Source organism: Dyadobacter beijingensis DSM 21582, from assembly GCF_000382205.1.
Classification (GTDB): domain Bacteria; phylum Bacteroidota; class Bacteroidia; order Cytophagales; family Spirosomataceae; genus Dyadobacter; species Dyadobacter beijingensis.
In genome coordinates, this window is sequence record NZ_KB907787.1 from 1,121,329 (window position 1) to 1,141,288 (window position 19,960).

A 19,960-nucleotide genomic window follows, 5' to 3' on the forward strand; every position below is an offset into this window, starting at 1 on the left:
AAACGGATGCCTGACGGGTCTTTAAATCTTTGGAAAGTTGCGCTAAGCGAACTGATTACGCTTCCGCAGCAGCTTCAACCGCGATGGGCTCGATGTGAACGTAAGATCTGTTTTCACGGGTCTTGCGGAACACCACGTTACCATCAACGAGCGCGAACAATGTGTGGTCACGACCGATACCAACGTTTTTACCTGGGTTGTGCTTGGTTCCACGCTGACGAACCAGGATATTACCTGCTTTTGCCAACTGGCCACCGAATAATTTTACACCAAGACGTTTACTTTCCGATTCACGTCCGTTTTTCGAGCTACCTACACCTTTCTTATGTGCCATAATATCTTATACTTAAATTGTAGTTTCCTGTTTTAACTGATTCCGGCTTCCGCCGTGTGCATTAAGCAACGATTTCGTCGATGCTGATTTTAGTCAGATATTGACGGTGACCGTTTTTCACGCGGTATCCTTTGCGACGTTTCTTTTTGAAAACGATCACTTTTTCACCTTTGAGGTGTTCGAGAACAGTTGCTTTTACAGAAGCACCTGCTACTGTCGGAAGACCTACCTGTACTGTGCCTCCGTTATCAACGAGAAGGACTTTGTCAAATACAAGTGCAGCGTTCACGTCACCTTCAAGCCTATGCGTGAAGATTTCGCGACCCTTTTCAACTTTAAATTGCTGACCTGCGATTTCTACGATTGCGTACATGTTAATAGTTTTATTAAACTGGATTCAAATTTTGAGGTGCAAAGATAAAAAGAGAGCGGCAGAATCACAATGCATTAGGAGGAATATTCCGGTTTTTTTAATATCTCGCGGACAAAAGGTCGTGCGTTTAGGGTAATGCCCATTCCCGGTTGTCATGCTGGCGGGGCCGTTTTCAGAATTTATGTGCCCGATGTGGTAAAAGATGTCCAAAAAGTTACCTTTATATGGTCCAGGCAGACTGGCACGTTTATGGATGGAGCGTAACTGGCTGTCTTAACAAAATTTAACAGGTCGCGCTTTTACTTTTACCTAATTATTAGGGTCTAACCAACAGAAGATTTGAAAAACATGAATATAAAAGTGAGTCTGTGGGTTTCGGTGGTATTGTGCCTCGTCATGGCGGTGAAGCCGCTGATGGCCGATGAAACCGGCAGGGAAGGCGCAGCGCAGGGGCAGGGCGGTTACCAGGTAGGCGACGCGGTTTCGAACTTTCGTTTGAAAAGCACGGGCGGCAACCAGGTTTCATTGTCCGATTTTGCCTCCTCCAAAGGCGTGATCATTATTTTTACCAGCAACCACTGCCCGTTCGCGAAGGCGTACGAAGACCGGATCATTGCATTGAACAATAAGTTTTCCGGCCAGGGCTTTCCGGTGATCGCCATCAATCCCAGCGACCCCGGCACGCATCAGGACGATACATTTGAAAAAATGAAAGAACGGGCCGCCGCAAAAGGTTACGGCTATCCCTACCTGGTCGACGACGCCCAGCAGGTAGCCCGCGCATTTGGGGCCGGCCGCACGCCGCAGGCATTTGTACTGCAAAAAAGCGGTGCGCAATTCACCGTTCGCTACATGGGCATGATCGATGACAACCCGCAGGATGCCGCCGGCGTCACCAAACTGTATGTGGATGAGGCCGTGAGCAACCTTGTGGGCGGTAAGCCGGTCGTGACCACTATTACCAAGCCGGTGGGCTGCGCCATTAAATGGAAAAACCAGTGATTTTGAAGCATTAACCCTTATGACCAGATATTTAGCTGTCCTCCTCACCGTAGCCTTGTTGTTCCCTGAAATAAGCAGGGCGCAGGTCAAAAGCAAAAATTTCTCCAACGAAGGCGAGTTCACCAGCAACTGCGAAGGGCCGGCCGTGGACGAAGACGGCAATGTTTACGCCGTGAATTTTGCCCGCGACGGTACGATCGCGCAGATCAGCAAAAAGGGCAATGCGAGCTTTTTTGTGACATTACCCAAAGGCAGCACGGGCAACGGGATTCGTTTCATCGACAAAAACACATTTTACGTAGCGGATTTTACGGGGCATAACATCCTGAAAGTGGATATGCTGACGAAAGATGTCGATGTCTTTGCGAACGAGCCGAAAATGAACCAGCCAAACGACCTCGCCGTAACCGCCACCGGCCATATTTTCGCTTCCGACCCGAACTGGAAGGATGGTACCGGGCAAATCTGGCATATTACCCCCGAAGGAAAAGTGAACCTTGCCTTTGGAAATATGGGAACCACCAACGGCATCGATGTGAGCCCCGACGAAAAGAAGCTGTACGTCAACGAAAGCGTGCAGCGGAACGTGTGGGCGTTCGATCTCGCGCCGGATGGCACATTGTCCAATAAGAAACTCCTGCACCACTTCGAGGACGGCGGAATGGACGGTATGCGCTGCGACGTGCATGGCAACCTCTACATTGCACGCCACGGAAAAGGCGAGGTAGCGGTGCTTTCGCCCGAAGGAAAAGTGATCCATACCATTCACACAATCGGGAAGAAGGTTTCCAATATCTGCTTCGGCGGCAAAAACGGCAAGACCTGCTACATTACCTTGCAGGACCGCGGCTGCCTCGAAACTTTCAAGGCTAAAACAGCCGGTCGCGAGTGGGCGATGATGAAGGCTTTCTCCGAAAACAACAAAAAGTAACTGTATTTTAAATTAAATCGACAACCGGCTGTTGCAGTTTAGCATTGCTTTCTATTAACTTTGTATTTCAAAGTACTTTAAATATACGCAAAAGATGCTGAGAAAACTGGTCGATTATCTGGAAGGCAATTTGAAGATTGCGCTCCTCGCATTTATTTCCGCCGCTGCCGTGGCATTGTTGTCGGTCAGGATTGTCCTGGAAAGCTGGCATTTCATTTTCCTCGTCTGGAACCTGTTTTTGGCCTGGGTGCCGCTGCTGTTTATCAAATGGGTATGGGAAATGGAAAGGCGCAAACCGGCGCCATTTGCTATGCTGATGACCTACCTGGCCATTTGGCTGCTGTTCTTCCCGAATGCGCCTTACATCATCACCGACCTGAAACACCTTCGCGGCGTGCCCGAAAACATGATCTGGTATGATGCGCTGATGATTTTTACATTTTCCCTGGCTGGTTTTCTCACCGGTTTGTACAGCATCCGCATTGTGCACCGCATTATCGCCCACCGCTGGAACGACCGCCTCGCGTGGTTCGCGGTCCTCAGTTCGATGGTATTGAGCGGGTTCGGGATTTTCCTCGGACGGTACGGGCGCTGGAACAGCTGGGATATCATTACCCAGCCCGGCGCGCTCGCAAGGGGCATCTACCATAGCATGAGGGATCCGCTGGCGATCAAACACACCATTACGTTTTCGTTCGTGCTCATGTTGTTGTACTTTGCGTTCCATATTTTCGCCGAATTGAAACACAATGAACGGACCCATCGATATTTTTAAAGCCGTCCGGAGCTTTCGTTACGCTGGTGCGGGGATTTACAGCCTGTTCCGTTATGAAAACAATGCGCGTATCCATTTGCTGGCTTGTGTGGTAGTAGCCATTGCCGGTGTATTTTTCAACCTTTCAGCTACCGAATGGTGCGTGATCGTGATCCAGATCGCGCTCGTATGGGCGGGCGAGGCATTCAATACCGCCATCGAAAAGTTGGCCGACCTCGTATCGGCCGATTACCATCCCGTGATCAAAGTAGTAAAAGACACCGCGGCCGCAGGGGTATTGTTGCTCGCCATTTCGGCGGTGATCGTTGGAGGGATCATTTTCATTCCCAAGATCATCCTGCTTTTTTAGGATGAGCTGCACCTGGCCACACTTGACGAAAACTGACCATTTCTGACCGATATTTATATTTAGCAGCTTATGAACCCGAATCAGGATTCTTTGCACACCCTGAACGAAATCCGCAACCTCATGGAGCGGTCGTCCAAGTTCCTATCCCTTAGCGGTTTGAGCGGGGTATTCGCCGGTATTTTTGCATTAATCGGCGCGGCTGCTGCCTACATCCGGTTCAAAACCGACTGGCTCGCAGACATTCTCGTACCGATGGGCACCTACCAGGGGCATTCCCGGGCGGATATTATCGGTTTCCTGCTCGTGGACGGCATTTGCGTGTTGGTCGCATCATTGGCCGTGGGCATTATCCTCACCGTGCGGAAGGGCCGCCGGAACGGCCTCTCCGTATGGAACGGGAGTTCCAAACGGTTGCTGGTAGCGATGCTGATCCCGCTGGCGACGGGCGGAATTTTCTGTCTTGCGATGCTGAGCTATGGTTTTATCTGGCTGGTGTTCCCGGTAACGCTGCTGTTTTACGGGCTGGCGCTCGTCAACGCGAGCCGTTTCACCTACCCGGAGGTATTTTACATGGGTATTTCCGAAATCGGGATCGGCTGCGTGGCGCTCTTTCTGACGGGTTATTCCCTGATCTTCTGGGCGATAGGGTTCGGGCTGCTGCACATTGTGTATGGGCTTACGATGTACAACCGGTATGAAAGGGAAAAGTTGCCAAATGGCGAGGAACCGGGCGGGCAACGCCAGGGAGGCGAGTTTCCGAGAGGTAAATCCGGCATCGTGGGTATGCTGATATTGCTGCTTACCGGCTCGGTTTGCAGCGCGCAGGTGCGGGTGCCATCCGATAGTATGGCCTTTAAAGCGAGAAAATGGTACGATAAAGAGACTATTTATTTGAGAAATGGGAATAGTTTTGTCAAAAACAATGTCATTTATAGCGGACAGAAGGCGATAAGGAACGAATTTATGGTTTCGCCGGAAGGTCTGGGCCTCTATCTGAAATCAAGAAGGACGCGTAGCATTGGTTTGGTGATCTCGCTTGCGGGGTCGGCCGGTTCGATTATTTCGCTGATCTCGGGTAACCGCGACAACCTGAAAACATTTTTCTGGGTGTCGGTAGGAACGGGCCTGGTAGGCTCGGGATTTACCATGGCCGCCAACAATCAACGCGACCAGGCCGTATGGATTCGCAATCGCGACGCCATGCTGTTCCTGGAAGCCAATCAATAATGCCGATTGACGGTCCTGCGATCGTCAGAAGCCAATCGGCCGTCTGTGGTCGGCGGTCAGCGGTCGCACCTCAGTAACAGAAACTTGTAATGGAGTGGTTAGAAAAGTTTAATAAGGTATTCGAAAGCAAGATCAGGCTTGGGCTAATGTCCGTGCTGGTGGTCAACGATTCCCTGAGTTTTAACGAGTTGAAAGAACTGCTGCAGCTGACGGACGGCAACCTGGCCTCGCATTTGAAGGCATTGGAGGAAATCAAATACATCGAATTCCGGAAACAATTCAACGGCCGCAAGCCCCTCACCACCTACAAAGCGACCGAAGACGGCCATAAGGCATTTACCGAGCACTTGCAGGTATTGGAGAATATGATCAGGCAGAATTTGTAGAAAGGAGTAAAGGGAAGATGGAGGAATGGGAGGAGGGAAACAAAGAACGGGGTGCTACTTTTGGTAACACCCCGTTCTTTGTTTAAGGCTGATGGTTATCAGAACTTCGCAGGTACCGAGAAACCTACTTTATCCCATTGGAAATCCAGGGAGGTGTCTTTTACATTGAAAGTCAGTTTTTCTTCCGAACTCGGGTAGGTTTTGTTCGGAACTTTCACTTCGAGTACGTTTTTGGCTTTGTTTTCTTCGTACTTGTAAGCACCCCATTGGCCGAGCTGGCTGTTCAGGATAATGGTCCATTCTTTTTCGTTAGGAACGGCTACCAATGTGTAAGTGCCTGCTTTTACCGCCTTACCGCCGAAAGTAGCATCTTTCTTGAACGTGATTTCAGTAGCCTGGTCGGCACCGATACGCCATGGCTTGCCATATGGTTCGAGGCTGCCGCTGCCGGCTTTACCGAACAGCACGCGGCCTTTTTTAGATGGCTGGCCGTAGGTAATGCTCATATTTTTACCGTCGGTGGTAACGTGCGGGCTCATTGGCTTTTCTTGTGCGGATGCCCATGTGAATGCGATCAGGGTGAGGAAAAGCGAAAAGAATGTGGTTTTCATAAAGCGTGTAAAATTTAGAAATTAACTGGTGGTTTAAGAAATTACAACGTGGCAAGTAAGGCATTCCAAAGTTGGGAATCAAGCAGGTTGTGCCTAAAAGCGGCCGATTAGCGACTCCGTTAACAGAGATTAACATTTGGACGGCGTGGACGGTGTTTTTAGCGATTTCGGTTTATATTTGAGTAATGACTTCTGAAACAAACCCATCCGTTAGAACCCGTTTTTTCGATACCAAAATCGAATTCCTGAAAGGTGTAGGGCCGCAAAAAGCTGCGTTGCTGAACCAGGAACTGAATATTTTCACTTTCGGCGACCTCATCCAGCATTATCCATTCCGCCACGAGGACCGCACCGTTTTCCACAAGCTCAGCGACCTCAACGAGCAAATGACCGCCGCCCAGGTGAAAGGGCGTTTGCGTGAATTTACCGTGATCGGTGAAGGAAATAAAAAGAGGCTCGTCGGTATATTTCAGGACGGTACGGGATTTCTGGAACTGGTATGGTTCCAGAGTATTTCGTGGTATGAAAAATGGCTGAAACGCGGCGGCGAATACGTCGTTTACGGTAATCCCGTGCTATTCGGCGGGAAATGGAGCATTACCCACCCGGAAATAGAGGTACTCACGCAGGAGAACGCTTCGGCGGGCCATTGGCAGCCCATTTACCCGCTTACGGAAAAGCTGCGCAAGAAGTTTCTCGACAGCAAGGCGCTGGGTAAAATGGTGCGGAGCCTGCTCGAAATAGCGCATCCGCACATCCGGGAGACGTTGCCTGAACCACTGGTCCAGAAGTACAAGCTCATTTCCAAAGCCCAGGCATTGTGGCATTTCCACCTGCCCGATAATGCCCGCGCGCTCCACCAGGCGCAGCGCCGGCTAAAATTCGAGGAGCTGTTTTACAACCAGTTCCGGCTGATCAAGAACAAGTTACTGCATAAGACCGAATATCCGGGACTGGTATTTGATAAAACCCTGCTCGTGAAAGAGTTTTACGAACAGCATTTGCCCTTCAAGCTGACAGGTGCGCAGATACGCGTGCTGCACGAGATCCACGAAGACCTCAAAACCGGCAAGCAGATGAACCGGCTCCTGCAAGGCGACGTAGGCTCCGGCAAGACGATCGTGGCGTTTATCAGTATGCTTTTTGCATTGGATAACGATGCCCAGGCCTGCCTCATGGCGCCGACCGAAATCCTCACCGACCAGCATTACCAGGGCCTTAAAAAGTTCGCCGACCTGCTGGGCGTCAACATTGCCAAGCTCACCGGCTCTACCAAGAAAAAGGAACGCGAGGTCATCCACCGCGAGCTACTGAACGGCACATTGCACATTATCGTCGGCACGCACGCACTGATCGAGGACGCGGTTCAGTTCAAAAACCTCGGCCTTTGCATTATCGACGAGCAGCACCGTTTCGGGGTGGCGCAGCGGGCCAAACTTTGGGCCAAAAACAAGCACATCAACCCGCATATGCTCGTGATGACGGCCACGCCCATCCCGCGTACACTGGCGATGACGCTTTACGGCGATCTCGATATTTCAGCCATTAACGAGCTCCCCGCCGGGCGGAAGCCCATTAAAACCGTACACCGCTTCGACAAGCACCGTCTTTCCGTATTCGGTTTTTTGAAGGACGAAATTACGAAGGGGCGACAGGTATACATCGTATATCCGCTCATCGAGGAGTCGGAGAAAATGGATTTGAAAGACCTTATGGACGGCTACGAAAGCGTCGCGAGGGCGTTTCCGGGCGTTCCGCTCAGTATTGTACACGGTAAAATGCGGTCGCAGGACAAGGATTTCGAAATGGCGCGGTTCGTGCGGGCCGAGACGAAGATTATGGTCGCCACGACGGTGATCGAAGTAGGTGTGAATGTGCCGAATGCCTCCGTGATGGTGATCGAAAATGCGGAGCGGTTCGGGCTGTCGCAGCTGCACCAGCTGCGCGGCAGGGTAGGGCGCGGTGCGGAACAGTCGTATTGCATTCTCATGACCGATTACAAGCTCAGCAAGGATACCAAGCTCCGTATCGACACGATGTGCAATACCAACGACGGTTTCGAAATAGCGGAAGTGGATTTGCAGCTGCGCGGCCCCGGCGATATTTCGGGAACGCAGCAAAGCGGGCTGGTGGACCTGCTGGTGGCCAATCTGGCGCAGGATGGCGAGATATTGAAAGCGGCACGGGCTTCCGCGGAGGAAATTCTCACGGCCGATCCCGATCTGCTCCAGCCGGTCCACCATCCTATCCGCAGCCATCTTGAAAACCTGCGTAAGGAAGAAACCAACTGGAGCCGAATCAGCTAAATCAAGGTTTTATTTCACGGATCTCGTTCGCGAACTCGTACGTCTGCGGGCGCGTCACGTGCAATGCGGCCCCGAGTGACGTCGCGTAAGGCAGGTCGGACACGTACACTTTGTGGTTCGGGTAATGTCTGGCAATCAGTCGGGTGAAAATTTCGTTACGCGCAAAACCGCCATCGATGTAAATCGCGTGTACGTCGTTGACATTCACAAGGTCCAGCGACACGAACAGCAGTTCGGTAAGGCCTTTCAGCAAATGGTGGTACGCCGCCTCGGCCGATTTGAATGCGCTGATCTGCCATTCCTGCGTATTGGGCTGCGGGAACGGGCCATTGCCGGTCATACAGGCGGTGTAGAATTTCGGTGTTTCCGCTTCCAGTACTGCCTCGTCGAACGCTACTTTTTTGTAAAAATCAGGCTCTACTTTGAAATACTCCACAATACGCGCCACCTGGTAGTCGTGCTCGCGGCCGAGGAAGAGCCGTGACGCCGTAACGCCGCTGCCTTCCGGTGTGAGGTAGTTCATGCAATCGCGTTCCAGCTGGTAGGAAGTCAGCGGTTTGGATGCGAAAGAGTTGAAATTGATGCACCAAGTCCCCGTCGACAGCAGTACGAACGGCTTTTTCACCGCCATCCGGTAAGGGATCAGTGCCGAGGAACTATCGTGGAGCCCGAAGCCCGACTGAATGCCCTTGTCGCCATGCCGGTAGATAAACGACGACGATGCGAGCACGGGCGCGAGTTTCTTATGAATGCCTTCCTGCTTCACCCATTCGTGGTAATCCCACATCTCGAAGCTCCATAATGCGGTATGGCAGCCCAGCGAGGTATAATCGCTTACTTTTCGGCCCGTGAGCAGGTACAGGATGTATTGCGGCAAATGCAGGGTGGTCGCGATCTGCGCGTAGATTTCCGGTCTGGTATGTTTGAGCCAATACAGCTGCATGCCCGAATTGAGCATTCCCATCGACGGCGAGCCGGTTTGCAGTGAAATGCGCGTAGGATCGCCGTAGGTGCTGTAAAATTGCCTTGAAAGTTCTTCCGGGAAAGGTTTTAAGTAAGAGTACAGCGGGGTAAGCGGACGGTTGGCGTGGTCCAGGTGCACGAGGCTCGCGCCATAGCCGGCCACATTCACAGCCTTGATATCGTATCGGGGATCTGCCAAAAGCTCGGCCCAGCGGTCCTGCACCCATTTGGTCAACAATTCACAATCTTCGGTCGGGAAGCCGTCTTCGTCAACTGTTTCTGGGAGGTATTCTGAAAACTCGTGAACGATGTCATACTTTTCGTTAAAAAGTACATACTTCTTATTGGTCCTGCCAATATCAAAAACCGCTGTTACTTTCATTAGTGGAATATCACTTTTTTACCCGGAAATGTATTTTTTCGGTCAATATAGTGACTTTACGTTAAAACCAATACCCTTATCTGTTCTTTTAAAATCTTTGTAAAAAACCGCAAAGAGCAGGACAGTTTCAGACCGATTTTTCCAGTATCGGGCGGAACACTTTCGTCCATCTTTTATAACCTTCCTCGTTCATATGGAGGCTGTCGCTCACGAAGATAGCGCCGTCCGGGCGGCCGTTTTTGAGCATTACCGGCCACACGTCGATGTAATGATGGTTCTTGTCCTTTTTGATATAATCCTGAATGAGTTTGTTGGCCCTGATCACATCCTCGCGCTTCGCCCACCGAGACGGTGAGGGTTTCAGCGATACACCATAAATGCGCACGTCGGGCTGCTGCGCGCGGATCTTCTTGACCAGCGTCACGTACGCGTCGCGCACCTGCTCGGGCGACTTCGGTTTTTTACCGAACATGTCATTCTCGCAATAGATCACGACGGTTTTCGGCTTGTATTTGGTAATGGCGCGGTCGGAATAATGGATTACTTCCGGCAATGTAGAGCCGCCGAAGCCGCGGTTGATGATCGGCAGCGGCGCGAGGTCCTTGTCGGCATTCACCCATTTGGTAAATGAGGAGCTCCCCGTGAAAACTATTCCACCCGGTGCGGGCATATGCTCGGCGTCCTTTCTCTCAAATTCCTTGATAGCGCCTTCCGAACGGGTTACGTCATAATCGGGCTCCCAGGGGCCGGCCAGGTTGGCAGTTTGTGGTTTATGGCAAGCGCTGAACGCAGCAAAAAGGACAATCAGAAGGTGTTTTTTCATTACAAAATAAAAGTGGATATGGCGGTAAAAGCCATATCCACGGGGATTTTAATGCAATAATGGTAAATTTTTCGGTTTCCGGCAACGCCGCTAGTCCTTGAAAAAGTAGCGAAGTCCCAGCGAGACGCTTGGTAATGTGAGGTTGGGGGTTAGCTTGTAGTCGAATGTTTTGGTTTTATTGGTATTGCCGGTCGGCCTGGCTTCCGCTTCGTCGATCGTGTAGGAAAGATAAAGCAGGTTGGCGATGCCTAAGGACGCCGTGAGCCACCACCTTTCATTCAGCGCATAGTAGGCACCCGCAGATACACCGAACTGCGGAGAAATGTGATGTTGCCGATGCAGCAAGTTGTCGCTGGACTGGTTCGGCAGGAGCTTGGTGTAGCTGTAAAGCACATTCACATGCGGTCCGCCGAATATTCCGAACTTGTCGGAAAAGTGTTTGTAATGCTGCCAGAAATAGCCGGTACTTACGCCAAAACCGGTGATCCCTTCGAAAGTTTCCCGCGTCCCATCCGGGTATAACGTCGCCTTTTGCCCGTAAAGGGACGTGCCGATATTCCAGCCCGAAGCTTTATTGGCGGTTTTGAATTTGCCGAAGCTCGCGTCGATATTGTAGCCGTAGTTGGTAGCAGTAGGATATTCGTCCTGATTGGTATTGTTGAAATTGAGGCCCACGGTAGCGCTCACAAATTTTTTGCCTTCCAGCTGTGCGAAACCAATGGTGATCGAACATGCGGTGAAGAGCCACGAAAGTAGAATGATCTTTTTCATATCCGTTTTAGTTGGATTGGGTCAGGTACCATGAAGCCCGCAGGCCGAAATAACTCTGGATGCCGGAAGTAGCGCCGGCGCTGAAATGGAAATTATCCCAGTCTTTCATATGGTAATACTGAAGATTGAGCGAGAGCACATTCAGATCGGATTCGATGGCGAAACGGGGAGAAACGCGGTAAACGATGCCCGGACGAATGTAAATACCGCCGCCATACCCATTGCTCGTTTCGACATCATCGGACGTGTTTTTTCCATGATAATAGGACAGGTTAATGCCCGGTTCGAGGAAAATCGCCCACTTTTCGCCGAGGAATTTGTAACGCCTGACAAACAGGGAAAGCGACAAGTTCGTATTGTTGTTTTTGTATTCGTTGTCGCTGTTTGGTCCTTTCAGATCGCTCTTGTTATAGTTGAATGACGACAACAGCCTCGCACCAAACAGCGAGTTATCCTTGAAAAATTTACCGAACTGAACGGACGGCGTGATCGTGTGCACACCGGTTTTCAAGCGGTTGGATTCGTAGGTTTCAAAGTTGCTGAGCGTCCCCTCCGCGCTGATCGTCGCGCCCCAATGCACCGTCCCTTTCTGAAACTGCGCCTCCGCGCGCCCTGCCAGGAATACCATCCCCGGCAGTAACAATAGAAGAAGTCTTTTCATGGATAATAAATTTAGTTTGTAGAAGCAATTTACATTCGTTTATGTAACCACCTAATAATTTAGGTTTATTTAACAAAAAAGAGGCAGCCAATGCGCTGGCTGCCTCTAAGAATTACCGATACCAAATTTAACCTAACAGTCTTTGGGCTTAAAGCTTACAGCCTACTGCTTAAAGCTTATAGCCTACTACTTAAAGCCTACCGCCTAAAACACCCCCTGCCAGTTGCCCTGACGGTAGTATTGTAACAATCTCTGTTGCATCAGATAATCATATTTTGCCTGAATGGCCGTGCCCTGTGCCTGAGCGAGTTTGGCTTTCGAAAGCGTGTATTCGAAAATGCTCGATACCCCTGCATTGAACTTGCTCTCCACCACCGCGAATGCGGCTCCCAGCGATTCTACCTGTCCTTCGGCTGCCGCGTGCTTGTCGGCCATCGCGTTCAGGTTCAACACGGCTGTTTCGATGGCCTGGCGGAGTTGCTGGTTCGTGATGTCCAGCGTATTCTGCGCCTGGCGTTCCTGCACCTTGGCGAGCTCGACGCGCGGCCGGGTTACCCAGCGGCCCATGATCGGAATGTTCAGGCCGAGGTTGATATAGCCGTTCCGTGTCGCATTCAACTGCTTGAAATAGTCGAGGTTATCGTTCGTCGATGCGTAGAATGCCCGCACGTTCGTGCTCAGGTTGAGCGACGGGAAATTCAATGCTTTAATGGATTTGACAAGGTATTTATAGCTCTGACGGTTCAGCTCGGCGCTGCGGATTTCCGGGAATGTCTTGATCGCATTTTCGTACAGCTCCGTAGAATTGGCCGCCGCCGGCACGATGTTCTCCTTTGGCAGCAATGGTTCGAATTCGATATTGTCGTCCGGTGTGACGTTCATCCGTTGGAACAATGCGAGGCGCGCCGTACGGTAATTGCTAAGGGCCGTTACCTGCAAATATTTGTCGTTTGCCAGCTGCGCTTTGATTTCCGCCAGCAAATTGTTGCCTGCCGTTCCCGCATCGACTTGTTTCTGAACCTTATCAACCTGCTGCTGCGATGATTCGACCTGTTGCTGCGCCGCCTCGAACAATGCCTTCGTAGCCAGTACATTCACATAGCCCTGCATGAGCAGGATCGTTTGCGCATTCAGCACGGCAGTCCGGTTTTCGATCGCCGATTCTTTGAGCAATGTGCCCTGGCGCGTCTGGTTGGCTAATTTTCCACCCTGGTAAACGGGCATTTGAAAGCCGGTACTGATCGAATTATAGCTGTAAAGCTGGTCTATGTACGCGTTGGTGTACTGGTCGATGCTGCGGCCGAGGTTAAGGCTTTGGTCGGCCGTAATGTAAATCTGCGGGAATATCTGCGACTTTGTCTGCCGAAGCTGTGCCTGCGCCGCCTCGGCCTGCAACGATCCCTGCTGGTAAAGCAGGTTGTTTTTGGCGAGCAGGTCCACGCATTCGGCGAGGCTCAGTTTGGTTTGCGCCTGCCCGAGTAGGGGCAGGAGGCAGAAAAGTAAAAAAATGCGTTTCATGGCTAATAGATTGAGTTAGGTCATGCCAGCCAGCCGTCCTTCAACCGGACGATCCGGTTGCCGTAACCCGCATTCAATTCCGAGTGCGTTACCTGAACGATGGTGACTTTGTCTTCCTGGTTAAGTTTTTGAAATAATTCCATGATCTCGATCGCCTGCTCCGAATGCAGGTTACCGGTCGGTTCGTCGGCGAAAATCACTTTCGGGTTATGTACAATGGCGCGCGCCACGCCTACGAGCTGTTGCTGTCCGCCCGAAAGCTGGTGCGGGAACAGGTCCTTTTTGGCAACCATATTGAAACGGTCGAGCAGCTCGGCTACCCGGCTTTTCCGCTCCGATGACGATGTACCTTTATACAAAAGCGGCGTCTCGATGTTTTCATACACCGTCAGCTCGTCGATCAGGTGGTAGGCCTGGAACACGAAACCGATGTGGTGGCGGTGCAATTCGGTGCGTTTCTTTTCGGAGAGTTTCTGGACAGGCTCGTCGAGGAAAAGGTATTCGCCTTCGGACGGTTCTTCGAGCAAGCCAAGTATGTGTAACAGGGTGGATTTGCCCGAGCCCGACGGGCCCATAATCGACACAAATTCACCTTCTTTAATGTTCAAATCAATGTGGCGCAACACGTATGTCTTGCCAAAACCTGCCGGGTAATATTTGGATATCTTTTCTAACTGGATCATAAAAATTAAGAGTTTGAGATTTGGTATGTAATTAAGGATAACCTGTCCGAAAAACAAATCCTTACATCCGTCTCTCTTATGCCAGTCCTATTTTAAAAAGGCTTGCCAAAAGACTAAATGATTGACATTCAGTACATTTTAAATAAATGAAGACATATCCGCGTCCGATACCGTACAAAATGTGTGCGCATTCGGACGCGGTGAGCGGACACGCCGGTTACAGCCGAAATGCACCTGTTCCGACCGCAAAACCTGCACGGGATTCTTGCTGCACATCCCGCACGCCCTGGATTTCGATTTTAACGACCTGGTCGGGATTGTAACCCAGGTTCTTGGAACGGATAAAATGCATTTGACGATAAAATACCGCGCTCGCAATGCCCAGCAGGATCGCCATCGCAAACTGGAACACCATCAGCACATTCCCCAGCGGATTGCGGCCGCCGAGCCGGATTTTGGCATACAATGTTTCCACCGTGCTCAGCCGCTATAGTCACCCCTGCCAGAGCTGACGCGCTGCGATTTTGAGAAAAGTTTTGAACATGGATTTTCAGGAATGTGCTTCCAGTTTGTAGCCTACGCCATGAACGGCGGTGATCTTGACGTGCGGGTCGGCGGCGAGCAGCTTCCGCAGCCGCGAAACGAACACGTCCACGCTGCGGCCTACGGTGACCCCTTCATCTTCCCAAACCGATTTGAGAATGAAATCCCTTTCCAGTACCTGGTTCGTGTTTTTGGCAAACAGCGCCAGCAACTTGGCTTCCCGGAAAGTGAGCGAGTGGGTGGTTGCGCTGTCGAAAAGCGTCTGACTGGCCGTATCCAGCCATGATTGCCCGAATGCCAGCCGCGAAGCGGGTACCGTTTCGGGCAAGGGCATTGGGCTTTGCTCTTTTTTGTGCCGTGAACGGTTCCAGGCGATAAAACCCAGCCCGGCCAGCGCCCCGCCGACGGAAATCAGCAGCCAGGAGTTCCCGGCCGTTTTCGCCGGCTGCTGCGCGGGTGTGAAACGGACCTGCAGCACATAACAGCGCGCCTCCCGCGAGCGGCCCGCACAAGGTACACCGCCGGGTTGTCTGAGATCGAAAAACTGGTACCCGAGCTGTACGGTACCGGAGTCGCAGTCGAGCACGGTAACAGTATACGGCTGGTCGATATGGTAGGCAGCAAGCGATTGCTGCAAGGTTTCGGGCAGTTTGTCGTAGTCGAGCATGTTTTCCATGCGCACGGAAAAGGTATGCGCGTCGGCCTGGCTCACGGGCGGAATGGCCGTTGCGGAATCTCCATTGGCGCGAAGGAGTAAATGCACGGTCCGGCGCAGCGAAAGGTTCACATTTTCCGAAAACCGCACGGCGTCGCTGTTCGCCCGTGCATTTACAGCCAGTACCATGATCAAAACGGAACAGCGCATTATTTCCCGGAAAACAGCCTTCGAGTATTTCATGAGCACAGCGGATACGACAGTCAAATTTAACCAATTTCAGCAGTTGTCCTTCTTCTTTTTCATACCATAAAACCATTCGAATTGCGGAACGATCTGCGTTTTTTTGATCGTAAGCACGCGCCTGTCGTCCCCATTGCCGGGGCCCAGCGGATCGATGACGAGCTGGTCGCCCGCTTCGGCGAGCCGGAGTACTTCCGAAAGCTCGTAACGCAGCACCGCGTGGTTGTGCCCGTACGCCTCGGCGTCCACGATCCGGCCATTGCGTTTCAGGTAAATGTAAAATGCGACCAGCGTTTTGCCGCCTGAACCGGCGTTGTCCCTGGCCAGCGAGATGGTGCCGCGGGTTACCTGACCAAATGCTTCGGTGGAAATAGCGTGGCCGTTCAGCAGCAGGCTCGAAGTAAATGCGGCGATCGTTTCGGGCAGCGCGACCGACGCCTGCAGGGTACAGAGGAGCGTCAGCGCCAGGGTGATTTTCAAGGTTCTGGTTTTCATAGGACGATGTTTGGAATGGTTGTTTCAAACTTGCCCAAATGTATCGCCGCCGCTCCGGGCCCCTCGCATAGCGCCTGTAAAACAATGTAAACGAAATGTAAAAGATTGGTTATGGCACTTTGCCGGGCATTTATGGTATGGAAAACGCATTTGCTATTAATTTTTAATTAAAGCCGAACATTCCTGGCGACGGGCGGTGTTACCTTTTCATAACTCCCAAGCACTCACTTGAAAACAGTCACGCCCAACGATCCCTACGCAGCACTCCGCTATTCTGATTTCCGGTTTTTCGTATCCAATTCTTTCCTTTTTTCCGCTACCATCCGCATCCAGGAGGTGATCGTCGGTTATGAGCTGTACAAAACCACCCACGACCCGCTCGCATTGGGTTTGGTAGGGCTGGCAGAGGCCATACCGTTCATTATCACGTCGCTTTTCGGTGGCTACGTGGCCGATCAGAAGAACAAGATCACGATCATGCATATCAGCCTGGTGGTTATCCTGCTCGGTTCGGGCGTGTTGTATACGGCTTTTCAGCCGGCGGTTTACAACCAGCTGGCGGAGTGGCAGCATTTGGCTGTGATTTATGCGGTGTTTGGGTTAATAGGCTTTGCAAAAGGGTTTTATTCGCCCGCGGCCAGCTCTCTGAAACCATTTCTCGTACCTCGCACGATTTACCATAATTCGTCTACGTGGAGCAGCTCCTTTTCGCAGGCAGGCGCCATCATCGGCCCGGCGGCGGCAGGTTTTCTCTATGCTTACATGGGACTCACGCATACATTGATGATTGTGATCGGTAACTTCCTGATATGCTGGTTTTTATTGGGTTTGATCAAAACGCGTCCCGAGTTTCCGAAGATCGTCACGCCCATTATGGAGAGTTTGAAAGAGGGTTTTAAATTCGTTTTCAAAACGCGCATTGTCCTGTATGCGATGACACTGGACCTCTTTTCCGTCTTGTTCGGCGGCGTGATCGCATTGCTGCCCATTTTCGCCGAGGACATTCTCAAAGTTGGCCCGGAGGGACTGGGGCTTCTGCGTGCGGCGCCATCCATCGGCTCGATGCTCACGATGTTCGCGATGGCCTACTTCCCGCCAACGCACAATGCATGGCGTAATATGCTCGTCGCCGTGGCCGGTTTCGGTGTGTTCACATTGGTATTCGCTGCATCGACGGACTTCATGCTCTCGTGCGGCGCACTTTTCGCCACCGGTGTGTTCGACAGCGTCAGCGTCATCATCCGTCAGACGATCCTGCAAATCTATCCGCCCGACGAAATGCGCGGCCGCGTCGCCGCCGTCAACGGCATGTTCGTCAGCTCCTCCAACGAGCTCGGCGCCTTCGAATCCGGCGTGATGGCCAAAGCCTTCGGCACGGTCCCATCGGTCATGATCGGGGGCGTAGCCACGCTGGTCGTCGTAACGTGGGTATATTTGAAATCGAAGGATTTGTTTGCGGTGAGGCTGAGTTAGTTGGAGTGTCTGATTATTCACTCCGCAAACTCCTCACCGGGTTCATAACCGCCGCCTTGTAAGTCTGCAAGGCGACGAGCAGGGTGATCATTACCCCGAATGCGGCGGCGATGACGGCGAAAACATCCCAGCCGATAGCCGTCCGGTACGCGTAGGTATCCAGCCATTTCCGGCCAAGCAGCGCGGCGAGGGGGAATGCAATGGCGATAGCGGCGGCCAGGATGAGCATGAATTCCTTTAAAAACAGCAGCACCACATGCACACTGGTGGCGCCCAGTACTTTGCGGATACCGACTTCGCGGGTCCGGCGGGCGACGTTGAGCGATACCATGCCCAGAATGCCCAGCAGCACGATCACGACCGAGAGTACCGTGGCAATGCGGGAGGCTTTTTTGAGCTGCATTTCAGTCATATATAATTTTTGAAGAGTCTGATCGATAAATGCGTATTCAAATGGGGCGTCGGGCATGAGTTCGTGCCATTTTTGCTCAATAACCGTCATGGCATCGCCCAGGTCGCCGGCATTCAGGCGGATGCTGAGGTAACGGTAGGTGTTGGTGCCGCGCACGTCGGCGAATGCGATGGGCTTGATCGCCTGGTGCATGGAGGCGAAGTGAAAATCCTGCACCACACCCACGATCGTCAATGGCTTGTCGTAGAAATGCGCGCGCAGTTGTTGTCCCACGGCGTCGCGGACGCTGGCGTAACCGAGCGAGCGGACCGCCGTTTCATTTAGCACGATATGGTCGGGTTGGTAAGTGGTGTGCGCATCTTGCAGGAATTTCCCCGCGAGGAGGCGCATATTATACGTATGCGCGTAGGCGACGTCCGCGCGCAAGAGGGTAGTCATCACCGCCCCGGTGGAGTCCTGGCCAGGTTTGTACAATCCGAAACCGCCACCCCCATTGCCATTCGGTATTTCGTAGGAAAGGGAAATGCTTTTGACCTCTTTCAAACCAGCGATACCGTCGCGTACCCGTTCCATTTTGGCGAGTCCCTCGGGCGTCCAGTCACGCGGAACGCCTAACGTGACGAGCGATTCCTTGTCGTAACCCAGGTTTTTATTGAAAAAATAATCGACCTGGCGCGCTACAATGCCAGCCCCGGCAATCACGAACAGCGCGATGACGAACTGCGAAGCGATGAGTGCGCGGCGGAAAAGCACATTGTCCTTCACCGATTTCAGCGTACCCTTCATAGACGCCACCGACGGCACCCGAGAAAGCACCCAGGCGGGGTAAATGCCGGCCAGCAGCCCGGTTACCAGCGCACACACGAGCGGGAGGAGCAAGGAGTAGGGCATCAGCTGCCAAACCGACGCCACGTTTTTACCCAAAACATCACTGAAAGCCGGTCGGAGCAACATATAAAGGCCCATTGAAATCATCATCGCCAGCAAGGCCAGCAGAATGGCCTCGGCGAGAAACTGGCCCACGAGCTGCCGTTTCAAACTCCCCAATGCCTTACGCACGCCGATTTCCTTCAGGCGCGAGGAAGAGTTGCCGATGAATATGTTGACAAAATTGACGATCGCCATCAGGATAATGAATGCCGTAATGCCCGAGAGCGTCAGGATCATTTTATTGACGATCCCGCCGTTGGCTTCGCGGTAGTAATCGCGCAGCGGGGTGAGGTACACTTGCAGGTTTGCCCGGATGGCCTCCGGCGCGTGCGTGGCGACTTCCTGCGCGATGGGTTTGACCAGGTCCGCGGGCGTGACGCCCTCTTTCAGTTCGATGTAATTCACCATGAAAGCCATACCCCAGTTGTCTTCGAAGCCCTTACGGCCTTCCAGGCTGCTGAATGGAAAGAATATCTCCGCCGGGCTGTTCAGCAGGTTGTTGATGGAGTTGAAAGTCGGATTTTTCATCACGGCGGTCACCTGGTATTCCTGCTTCCCTCCGACGAAATTGTGCAGCGTGAGCGATCTGCCGACGACATCGGTGCTGCCAAAATATTTCATGGCCTTATTTTCGGTAATAACCACCGAATTGGGCGCATTCAGTGCCGTGCGCGCGTCCCCGTGCAGGAGCGGAAAGCCGTACATGCTGAGCAGGGTGGAATCGCAGGTCTGCGCGTCTTCGCGGAAATGCTTGTCACCCTGGGAAACGGCCACGGTAATGGCATCGTAGCGATAATAGTTGGCGACAAGGTTGGGATAATCGGTTTTCAATGCCTTGCCCAATGGCCCCAGCGTGGTGAGGTCGAGACCCATATCCGGGTTCGTCCATTTGCTGCGGATAATGTATTGATTATCCGCATCCCGCAGGTCCGCATTCACGCGCAGTTCGCCCCAGATGTAGCTTGCGATCAGAAACGAAAACGTCATCCCGACGGTAAGCCCGAGGATGGTGACCAGTGAATAAAACCGGCGTTTCACCAGGTTCCGCCACGCGATTTTAAAGTAGTTTTTCAGCATGCTTCAAAACTAGGGTTTTTTGAAGCATGCTGATTTT

The 19,960-nt window shown here is 52.2% G+C and carries 21 protein-coding genes; 8 read left to right on the plus strand and 13 right to left on the minus strand.

Annotated features, from left to right (window positions below; translation table 11 throughout):
• Positions 1–55: 55 nt before the first annotated feature.
• Positions 56–334: a 50S ribosomal protein L27 gene (rpmA, locus tag H144_RS0111870; protein ID WP_015814325.1), complete on the minus strand. Its 279-nt coding sequence runs from the start codon at positions 332–334 to the stop codon at positions 56–58.
• 61 nt (positions 335–395) lie between these two features.
• A complete protein-coding gene (gene rplU / locus H144_RS0111875) occupies positions 396–707 on the minus strand; it encodes a 50S ribosomal protein L21 (protein WP_015814326.1) in 312 nt (103 codons plus the stop codon).
• Between the two features lie 348 nt (positions 708–1,055).
• Here rplU and H144_RS0111880 point away from each other — a divergent pair, with 348 nt between their 5' ends.
• From H144_RS0111880 to H144_RS0111905, 6 genes are all read left to right on the plus strand, one after another.
• Positions 1,056–1,709, plus strand: a complete 654-nt coding sequence (locus H144_RS0111880; protein WP_033402601.1) for a thioredoxin family protein — start codon at positions 1,056–1,058, stop codon at positions 1,707–1,709.
• Positions 1,710–1,728: 19 nt separating this feature from the next.
• Complete coding sequence (locus tag H144_RS0111885) at positions 1,729–2,640, plus strand: SMP-30/gluconolactonase/LRE family protein (protein WP_026350626.1); 912 nt, start codon at positions 1,729–1,731, stop codon at positions 2,638–2,640.
• A gap of 94 nt (positions 2,641–2,734) precedes the next feature.
• Positions 2,735–3,415, plus strand: a complete 681-nt coding sequence (locus tag H144_RS0111890; protein WP_019942288.1) for a DUF1361 domain-containing protein — start codon at positions 2,735–2,737, stop codon at positions 3,413–3,415.
• Positions 3,390–3,764, plus strand: coding sequence for a diacylglycerol kinase family protein (locus tag H144_RS0111895; protein WP_019942289.1), 375 nt, complete (start codon positions 3,390–3,392; stop codon positions 3,762–3,764). Before H144_RS0111890 ends, H144_RS0111895 begins: the two co-directional genes overlap by 26 nt.
• A 69-nt stretch (positions 3,765–3,833) precedes the next feature.
• A complete protein-coding gene (locus H144_RS35015) occupies positions 3,834–4,991 on the plus strand; it encodes a hypothetical protein (protein ID WP_019942290.1) in 1,158 nt (385 codons plus the stop codon).
• An 89-nt stretch (positions 4,992–5,080) separates the two neighbouring features.
• Positions 5,081–5,377, plus strand: coding sequence for a winged helix-turn-helix domain-containing protein (locus H144_RS0111905; RefSeq protein ID WP_026350627.1), 297 nt, complete (start codon positions 5,081–5,083; stop codon positions 5,375–5,377).
• 98 nt (positions 5,378–5,475) lie between these two features.
• Here H144_RS0111905 and H144_RS0111910 read toward each other — a convergent pair whose 3' ends face one another.
• On the minus strand, positions 5,476–5,988 hold the full coding sequence (locus H144_RS0111910; protein WP_019942292.1) for a DUF2911 domain-containing protein: 513 nt from the start codon (positions 5,986–5,988) through the stop codon (positions 5,476–5,478).
• 185 nt (positions 5,989–6,173) lie between these two features.
• Here H144_RS0111910 and recG point away from each other — a divergent pair, with 185 nt between their 5' ends.
• Complete coding sequence (recG, locus tag H144_RS0111915) at positions 6,174–8,294, plus strand: ATP-dependent DNA helicase RecG (protein ID WP_019942293.1); 2,121 nt, start codon at positions 6,174–6,176, stop codon at positions 8,292–8,294.
• A gap of 1 nt (position 8,295) precedes the next feature.
• On the opposite strand, the gene H144_RS0111920 is transcribed toward recG, so the two are convergent.
• From H144_RS0111920 to H144_RS0111960, 9 genes are all read right to left on the minus strand, one after another.
• Positions 8,296–9,639, minus strand: a complete 1,344-nt coding sequence (locus tag H144_RS0111920) for an FGGY-family carbohydrate kinase (protein ID WP_019942294.1) — start codon at positions 9,637–9,639, stop codon at positions 8,296–8,298.
• A gap of 127 nt (positions 9,640–9,766) precedes the next feature.
• Positions 9,767–10,462, minus strand: a complete 696-nt coding sequence (locus H144_RS0111925; RefSeq protein ID WP_019942295.1) for a GDSL-type esterase/lipase family protein — start codon at positions 10,460–10,462, stop codon at positions 9,767–9,769.
• Between the two features lie 90 nt (positions 10,463–10,552).
• Positions 10,553–11,233, minus strand: a complete 681-nt coding sequence (locus H144_RS0111930; RefSeq protein ID WP_019942296.1) for a hypothetical protein — start codon at positions 11,231–11,233, stop codon at positions 10,553–10,555.
• 7 nt (positions 11,234–11,240) lie between these two features.
• Positions 11,241–11,894: a hypothetical protein gene (locus tag H144_RS0111935; RefSeq protein WP_157504633.1), complete on the minus strand. Its 654-nt coding sequence runs from the start codon at positions 11,892–11,894 to the stop codon at positions 11,241–11,243.
• A 204-nt stretch (positions 11,895–12,098) separates the two neighbouring features.
• On the minus strand, positions 12,099–13,412 hold the full coding sequence (locus H144_RS0111940; RefSeq protein ID WP_019942298.1) for a TolC family protein: 1,314 nt from the start codon (positions 13,410–13,412) through the stop codon (positions 12,099–12,101).
• 20 nt (positions 13,413–13,432) lie between these two features.
• Positions 13,433–14,095: an ABC transporter ATP-binding protein gene (locus H144_RS0111945; RefSeq protein WP_019942299.1), complete on the minus strand. Its 663-nt coding sequence runs from the start codon at positions 14,093–14,095 to the stop codon at positions 13,433–13,435.
• Between the two features lie 217 nt (positions 14,096–14,312).
• Entirely contained in the window at positions 14,313–14,570 is a 258-nt protein-coding gene (locus H144_RS0111950) for a hypothetical protein (protein ID WP_019942300.1), read from the minus strand.
• A 75-nt stretch (positions 14,571–14,645) separates the two neighbouring features.
• On the minus strand, positions 14,646–15,536 hold the full coding sequence (locus tag H144_RS0111955) for a winged helix-turn-helix domain-containing protein (RefSeq protein ID WP_019942301.1): 891 nt from the start codon (positions 15,534–15,536) through the stop codon (positions 14,646–14,648).
• 36 nt (positions 15,537–15,572) lie between these two features.
• A complete protein-coding gene (locus H144_RS0111960; protein ID WP_019942302.1) occupies positions 15,573–16,031 on the minus strand; it encodes a hypothetical protein in 459 nt (152 codons plus the stop codon).
• 228 nt (positions 16,032–16,259) lie between these two features.
• Here H144_RS0111960 and H144_RS0111965 point away from each other — a divergent pair, with 228 nt between their 5' ends.
• Entirely contained in the window at positions 16,260–17,504 is a 1,245-nt protein-coding gene (locus tag H144_RS0111965; RefSeq protein ID WP_019942303.1) for an MFS transporter, read from the plus strand.
• 13 nt (positions 17,505–17,517) lie between these two features.
• Here H144_RS0111965 and H144_RS0111970 read toward each other — a convergent pair whose 3' ends face one another.
• On the minus strand, positions 17,518–19,923 hold the full coding sequence (locus H144_RS0111970) for an ABC transporter permease (RefSeq protein ID WP_019942304.1): 2,406 nt from the start codon (positions 19,921–19,923) through the stop codon (positions 17,518–17,520).
• Positions 19,924–19,960: the final 37 nt, after the last annotated feature.

Bases quoted from the DNA above. Each gene is read 5' to 3' on its own strand.
- rpmA (WP_015814325.1), bottom strand. From the start codon at position 334: ATGGCACATAAGAAAGGTGTAGGTAGCTCGAAAAACGGACGTGAATCG.
- rplU (WP_015814326.1), bottom strand. From the start codon at position 707: ATGTACGCAATCGTAGAAATCGCAGGTCAGCAATTTAAAGTTGAAAAG.
- H144_RS0111880 (WP_033402601.1), top strand. From the start codon at position 1,056: ATGAATATAAAAGTGAGTCTGTGGGTTTCGGTGGTATTGTGCCTCGTC.
- H144_RS0111885 (WP_026350626.1), top strand. From the start codon at position 1,729: ATGACCAGATATTTAGCTGTCCTCCTCACCGTAGCCTTGTTGTTCCCT.
- H144_RS0111890 (WP_019942288.1), top strand. From the start codon at position 2,735: ATGCTGAGAAAACTGGTCGATTATCTGGAAGGCAATTTGAAGATTGCG.
- H144_RS0111895 (WP_019942289.1), top strand. From the start codon at position 3,390: ATGAACGGACCCATCGATATTTTTAAAGCCGTCCGGAGCTTTCGTTAC.
- H144_RS35015 (WP_019942290.1), top strand. From the start codon at position 3,834: ATGAACCCGAATCAGGATTCTTTGCACACCCTGAACGAAATCCGCAAC.
- H144_RS0111905 (WP_026350627.1), top strand. From the start codon at position 5,081: ATGGAGTGGTTAGAAAAGTTTAATAAGGTATTCGAAAGCAAGATCAGG.
- H144_RS0111910 (WP_019942292.1), bottom strand. From the start codon at position 5,988: ATGAAAACCACATTCTTTTCGCTTTTCCTCACCCTGATCGCATTCACA.
- recG (WP_019942293.1), top strand. From the start codon at position 6,174: ATGACTTCTGAAACAAACCCATCCGTTAGAACCCGTTTTTTCGATACC.
- H144_RS0111920 (WP_019942294.1), bottom strand. From the start codon at position 9,639: ATGAAAGTAACAGCGGTTTTTGATATTGGCAGGACCAATAAGAAGTAT.
- H144_RS0111925 (WP_019942295.1), bottom strand. From the start codon at position 10,462: ATGAAAAAACACCTTCTGATTGTCCTTTTTGCTGCGTTCAGCGCTTGC.
- H144_RS0111930 (WP_019942296.1), bottom strand. From the start codon at position 11,233: ATGAAAAAGATCATTCTACTTTCGTGGCTCTTCACCGCATGTTCGATC.
- H144_RS0111935 (WP_157504633.1), bottom strand. From the start codon at position 11,894: ATGAAAAGACTTCTTCTATTGTTACTGCCGGGGATGGTATTCCTGGCA.
- H144_RS0111940 (WP_019942298.1), bottom strand. From the start codon at position 13,412: ATGAAACGCATTTTTTTACTTTTCTGCCTCCTGCCCCTACTCGGGCAG.
- H144_RS0111945 (WP_019942299.1), bottom strand. From the start codon at position 14,095: ATGATCCAGTTAGAAAAGATATCCAAATATTACCCGGCAGGTTTTGGC.
- H144_RS0111955 (WP_019942301.1), bottom strand. From the start codon at position 15,536: ATGAAATACTCGAAGGCTGTTTTCCGGGAAATAATGCGCTGTTCCGTT.
- H144_RS0111960 (WP_019942302.1), bottom strand. From the start codon at position 16,031: ATGAAAACCAGAACCTTGAAAATCACCCTGGCGCTGACGCTCCTCTGT.
- H144_RS0111970 (WP_019942304.1), bottom strand. From the start codon at position 19,923: ATGCTGAAAAACTACTTTAAAATCGCGTGGCGGAACCTGGTGAAACGC.